The organism is Nonlabens sp. (assembly GCF_047636915.1).
Classification (GTDB): domain Bacteria; phylum Bacteroidota; class Bacteroidia; order Flavobacteriales; family Flavobacteriaceae; genus Nonlabens.
Genome location: NZ_JBLIGN010000121.1, coordinates 1 through 5,747, shown reverse-complemented (window position 1 = coordinate 5,747; position 5,747 = coordinate 1). Strand labels below are relative to the sequence as shown.

The following is a 5,747-nucleotide window of genomic DNA, read 5'->3' as shown; positions in this document are numbered from 1 at the left end:
ATAATAATGATATGCATGACCAGGAGAACGATACAAGCAAGTTTTCGCGTAAGCGGAATCAAAAGAAATAATCCAGCAATGATTTCTAGTATGGCAAAGCTATAGCCTAAAGTGTTAGTGTAGTTAAAAGGAAGGAAATGAAACCACAAGCGTGGCGCAATGTCGTTTACAAAACCTGGATGGAGTTTGTGCAACCCATTAAAAATATAGATGCCTGAAGCTACAATCAACAATGCTGTGTAGAGAATACTAGAGTCGTACTTGAGTAAAATAAGTGCTGAGAATACACCGAGATAAACGATCATATAAGGCGTTAATCTGTGTAAATCAAATAGAATAAGCAGCAGGTATAAAAATACAGAAATGAACAGCAGCCATTTTGCAATTCTTACATTAATGAACAGCGCAATCACAGGAAGTAAAAAAGCAAATACAGCTATTAAAGAGGTCAGTACATCAGGAATCTGAAAGTCAAATAGGGAAACGGTTAGGAAATCATGAGATTTAAAAAAACCGTTAAAACCTATAAATGCGGTCGCCAGCCAGCAAATAATAAGAGATGCGTTAAGAACATAACGATTTGAAAAATGAAAATTCAACAGTTTTAATTTAACCTCAAGATATAAAAAAAACGAGGAATATTAATTCCTCGTTTTAAATAAAGTTATTGGTGGTTTTTAGTTGTCGTAAGAATGCTTGTATTCTTGATCAGTAACAATTTTTAACATGTCTTTTTCAAGAGATTCTCTAGGTCTTTCAACGTACCGTCCGATTTCAGTTCCATTGCGATAGAAAATAAAAGTAGGCACACGATTGAGATCATAGCCAGAGACAAGACTTGCAGGTTGCTTTTTAGAACGGTCTACGGTAATCATGGTCACCTTTTCTAAATCATAACCAGCTGCATCTAGTATGTTATAAAACTGAGGTGTCTCCCTTTTAGAGTCTCCACACCAAGTTCCCATATAAGCTCTTATTTCTATATCTTCCAGAGCAACTTTAAGCCCATTGATACTAGCTTGATCTGGCTGGTAAGCCTTATAAGTACTATTGAACCAGGAACTGAAAGAGCCTTGCATAAAGGCATTTTTGTCCACTTTTCCAGTTAGATTTCCAGAGGGATCCTTAGCATAATCAGAACCGACTTCTATCACTCCAGCTATCTGACTTGCCGCATTTTCTTTTTTCTCAGTTGTGGTCGTTGTTGTCCCAGTGCTTGTTGTTTTTGTGGTGGCCTTTTGAGTTCCACAAGCGGTTAATACAACCGCAGCTATTACTATAAAGATCTTTTTCATTGTTCTAAATTAAGGAGTTTTGAGTCATTTCACTTGGTTTTTGTACTCCTATTAACTTTAATACGGTAGGAGCAATATCGCCTAAAATACCGTCTTTAACTTCTTTTAGGTATTTGTCAACTATTATAATCGGTACAGGATTAGTAGTATGCGCTGTATTTACTGAGCCATCTGGATTGAGCATGACCTCACAATTTCCATGGTCTGCAATTACAATGATGGTGTAATCGTTTTCAATCGCAGCAGTGATCACTTTATTTGCGGCATTATCTACTGCCTCACATGCTTTTACCGCAGCTTCCATAGAGCCTGTATGACCTACCATATCAGGATTTGCAAAGTTGAGACATATAAAATCGGCTGATTTATTATTAATTTCAGGAATGATACTGCTGGTAACGCAGTCTATAGACATTTCTGGTTGCAAGTCATAAGTAGCTACTTTAGGCGAGTTACACATCAGCCTGCTTTCTCCTGAGAAAGCTTGTTCTTGTCCACCATTAAAGAAAAAAGTTACATGCGGGTATTTCTCTGTTTCAGCAATACGTATTTGTGTTTTTCCAGCTTCAGAAAGCACCTGTCCTAGGGTGTTTTTAAGATTGTCTTTTTCAAAGATGATGTTCACATTTTTATAGCTTTCGTCATATTTAGTCATAGTGACATAATAAAGATCTAGAGCGTGGGTATTTTGTTCGTGATTATCTTTTTGAGTTAACATTTGAGTCAGCTCTCGACCACGATCCGTTCTATAATTAAAGAAAATAACTACATCGCCTTCTTCCACTAGGGCGGCAGGTTCTGTGCCGTTAAGAACTACGATAGGCTCTATAAATTCGTCTGTGATCCCATTTACATAATTCTCTTCTATCGCTGCAACAGGATCATGAGTAGGTGCACCCATACCATTTACAATGACATCGTAGGCTTTTTTAACTCGTTCCCATCGTTGATCTCTGTCCATCGCAAAATAACGTCCAGTTACTGTTGCCAGTTGTGCATTAGTACCACTTATATAATTCATTAAATCTTCCACATGTCCCGCTCCAGATTTAGGATCTACATCGCGTCCATCTGTAAAAGCATGAATAAAAACCTCTTCTATGTCATGATCTTGAGCCACATCTAGCAATGCTTTTAAATGCTCGATATGAGCATGAACGCCACCGTCAGACAGCAAACCTAAGAAATGTACTTTTTTAGAGTTTGCTTTCGCGAAAGCGAGAGCCTCCACCAGCACTTTCTCCTCTTTAAGCGTGTCGTCTTTTATGGCTTTATTGATTTTGGCAAGATCTTGATACACAATTCTACCAGCACCTAGATTCATATGTCCTACCTCGCTATTTCCCATTTGCCCTTCAGGAAGACCTACATATTCACCATCTGTGCGCAAAGTAGCATGTGGGTATTTTTCATATAAACTATCTATGAATGGTGTGTGAGCTTGTGCAATAGCACTTACTTTAGGGTCTTGTGTGATTCCCCAACCGTCGAGAATCATTAAAATCGTTTGCTTATTCAATGTGTAAGATTTTGAATTACCAAATTACGTAAATCGCAGGTTTTTAAGTCCAAATAAGGAAACTGATTAACTTTTTTCTACGAAAGCGATGGAGTTGTTTTAATTGAAGTGATTATATTCTCAAAGCATTTAGGTCTTCGGAGAATTTAGCAGATTTATTTTTTCTTTTGTTAAGGCATAAATTTTCAAGCATAGCTTATGTTAGGCTTGTAAATTTTAACGCAGAGAAAAGGAAAAAGAAAGAGCAGGAAATTCGGAAACCTAGGCGTTTTGAGTATATTAGAGTCCATTGACGAGATCACGAAGTATACAAGCGCTTTTATAATCTTATTGTTCAACCTCATAATTTAATGCGTCTTGAAGAGACTCTTTATCTAAATCTGTATCGCAGGTAGATAGCATTATAATACTTCCTGACGGGTCATTTGATAGGGAGCTTTTAATTTGATTTTTAGAACCTCTTCCAAGCTCAGTCAGGTTTATAATTTTAATTTTGTTGGAGGAATTAATTCCCCAATCTGTAGTGTCAGTTCCAAAAGAATTAAGGAATTGAGTACAATCATTACATTTTTTAAATAAGGAGCTTCCATTTCATCATATGGGCTGAATTGAATTGAATCGTTTTTATCATCGATTTGGATTAAAAAAAGTAATCAGTATTCTCTTTTTTTAGTACTTATCGCCCTCGCAATGATCCAGCCACCAGTCCAGGCATTTTGAAAATTAAAGCCGCCTGTAATGGCATCTATGTTTAATATTTCTCCTGCCAGGTAAAGGTTCTCCTGTTTTTTTGAAGCAAACGACCTAAAGTTGACTTCTTTTAGATCTACGCCACCTGCCGTTACAAATTCTTCTTTAAAAGTGCTTTTTCCATTGATCGCAAATGTACTAGCGGTTAAATGTGTGGCTAGATTTTGAAGGTCTACATTAGAACAATCTGCCCAGTTTTTTTCTGTGAGCTGGACGCTTTCTGCAACGTATTTCCAAAGTCGTTTAGGTAGGTCAAACAACCACTCATTACCGACTTGTTTTTTACTGTTTTTTCTTCTTTCGAAAAGGCTTTCTAAACATTCTTGATGCGATAGGTAATTCAACCAGTTGATAACTAAATCAAATTGATAATCGGCTTTATGGAGTTCACGCGCTCCCCAAGCGCTCATTTTTAAAATCGCTGGTCCAGAAAAACCCCAATGCGTTATTAACAAAGGTCCTTGGGATTCTAGTTTCAGTTGAGGGATGTCTACTCGAGCTTCTAGGGCAATTCCAGCCAGCTCGGTTATTTGTTTATCGACTGTATTAAAAGTAAAAAGAGATGGAACGGCGTTTACAATAGTATGATTTAGTTTGCGCATCATCTCCCAAACTTTGGGGCTGCTACCCGCGGTAACGACCAGGTTGTCACAAGAGAAAGTATCTGTTTTGGTGTGTAATTCCCAGAGGTCTTTTTTTTCAATTGAAGCTACATTATTGCTAGTGAGTATGTCTATATGATGTTTTTGCGCAAGCGAGATAAAACAATCGATAATAGTCTGTGATGAATTGGAAACTGGAAACATACGTCCATCTTCTTCGATTTTTAATTCTATGCCGCGTTCTTGAAACCAACTTATGGTATCGCCGGTCATAAAACTGTGAAACGGGCCTAATAATTCTTTTTCACCGCGCGGGTAATTCAGTGATAAAGGTTTGGGCTCAAACTGGGCATGTGTAACATTGCATCTTCCACCGCCAGAAATACGTACTTTTTGTAATACGTCTTTCCCACGCTCTACAATAGCAATGGAATGATTGCTAGTTTGCTCGGCGAGGTTGATGGCTGCAAAAAATCCGGCTGCACCGCCGCCTATGATTATGGTATTGTAGTTTTTATTGTTCAAAAGTAGGAGTAAAAGAGGTGTGTAACTGAAAAGCTTTATGAGCGGCAACAAAGTTAGTGGAATCATCAAACAATTCTAGAATAAAGTTGCGTTCTACAAAAGTCGAAAAATCATCTAAAATTTCATGGTATGAAGACCAAGGATAACTGATAATATCTTCTACAAACCCATCCTTAACCGGGTTGCAATGAATATATAAAATGACATTTTTCAAATAGGTTTCCGATTCTATAAGTTTTCTTTTAAATGGCTTTTTAAATAAACTTCCAGATCTATCATAAACGTTGTTATAAGATTTTGTATAACCTATAAAAAGATTTGCAAACGCTTCAGAGATTTCAGATTCTTCAATTTCTCTTGTCTTTATCACGAGATGAAAATGATTCTTCATCAAGCAGAAGGCGAGTATTTCACAAACTGGCGTTAAGTGTTTTTCCATTTTATCGATAAAGAAAGGGTAATTACGCGATTCTTTAAAAAGATCAATCATCCCATGGGCTTGATTAAATATATGGTAACACCTATCACTTTCGATTCTATCCTTCATAACAACAAGGTAGGAACATCTTTCAATTCAACCAAACATGCTAAGAAGAATACTCGGCATGTTAGTTTCTAACTAAAAAGAAATTATCGAGATCAGACCTGCCAACTATTGGTGATGGCAACCTCTGGCTCAACGGGGTTTTAATACTCAATACAAACATTTTTCGATTCTGTAAAGAAATCAAGGGCTTCAAAACCGCCTTCTCTTCCTACGCCGCTGTCTTTTACACCGCCAAAAGGAGTGCGCAAATCTCTATTCAACCACGTGTTGACCCAGACTATTCCCGCTTCAATTTCTTGTGTCATTCTCATGGTTCTCGATAGGTCGTTGGTCCATAAGGTGGCGCTCAATCCGTATTTGGTTCCGTTTGCTAGTTCTAGTGCATGAGCTTCATCGGTAAATGGCATGATGGTCACGACGGGTCCAAAGATTTCTTCTTGGTTGAGTTTGCAGTCGTTAGAAGTCACTTCGATTACGGTCGGTTCTAAATAGTAACCCTTCCCATATCC

General features: G+C 37.6%; 6 protein-coding genes. All 6 read right to left on the bottom strand.

Annotated elements, in window-relative coordinates; genetic code table 11:
• Window positions 1–599, bottom strand: a 599-nt coding sequence (locus ACJAT0_RS12275) for a hypothetical protein (protein ID WP_415181889.1), incomplete at its 3' end; no start/stop codon positions are given.
• A gap of 78 nt (window positions 600–677) precedes the next feature.
• Window positions 678–1,295 (bottom strand): thioredoxin family protein, encoded by a 618-nt coding sequence (locus ACJAT0_RS12270; RefSeq protein WP_374002022.1) that lies wholly within the window; start codon window positions 1,293–1,295, stop codon window positions 678–680.
• A gap of 4 nt (window positions 1,296–1,299) precedes the next feature.
• Window positions 1,300–2,814 carry a 2,3-bisphosphoglycerate-independent phosphoglycerate mutase gene (gene gpmI, locus ACJAT0_RS12265; RefSeq protein ID WP_415181888.1) on the bottom strand — a complete coding sequence of 505 codons (1,515 nt, stop codon included), beginning with the start codon at window positions 2,812–2,814 and terminating at the stop codon, window positions 1,300–1,302.
• Window positions 2,815–3,467: 653 nt separating this feature from the next.
• On the bottom strand, window positions 3,468–4,691 hold the full coding sequence (locus ACJAT0_RS12260) for an NAD(P)/FAD-dependent oxidoreductase (protein ID WP_415181887.1): 1,224 nt from the start codon (window positions 4,689–4,691) through the stop codon (window positions 3,468–3,470).
• The gene (locus ACJAT0_RS12255) at window positions 4,681–5,238 is read right to left on the bottom strand and encodes a transposase (protein ID WP_374002025.1); all 558 of its coding nucleotides are present in this window, start codon (window positions 5,236–5,238) and stop codon (window positions 4,681–4,683) included. The genes ACJAT0_RS12260 and ACJAT0_RS12255 overlap by 11 nt, the downstream gene beginning before the upstream one ends.
• A 140-nt stretch (window positions 5,239–5,378) precedes the next feature.
• Window positions 5,379–5,747, bottom strand: a 369-nt coding sequence (locus tag ACJAT0_RS12250) for an aldehyde dehydrogenase family protein (protein WP_415181886.1), incomplete at its 5' end; no start/stop codon positions are given.

Coding starts and splice junctions, on each gene's coding strand:
- ACJAT0_RS12270 (WP_374002022.1), bottom strand. CDS start 1,295: ATGAAAAAGATCTTTATAGTAATAGCTGCGGTTGTATTAACCGCTTGT.
- ACJAT0_RS12255 (WP_374002025.1), bottom strand. CDS start 5,238: ATGAAGGATAGAATCGAAAGTGATAGGTGTTACCATATATTTAATCAA.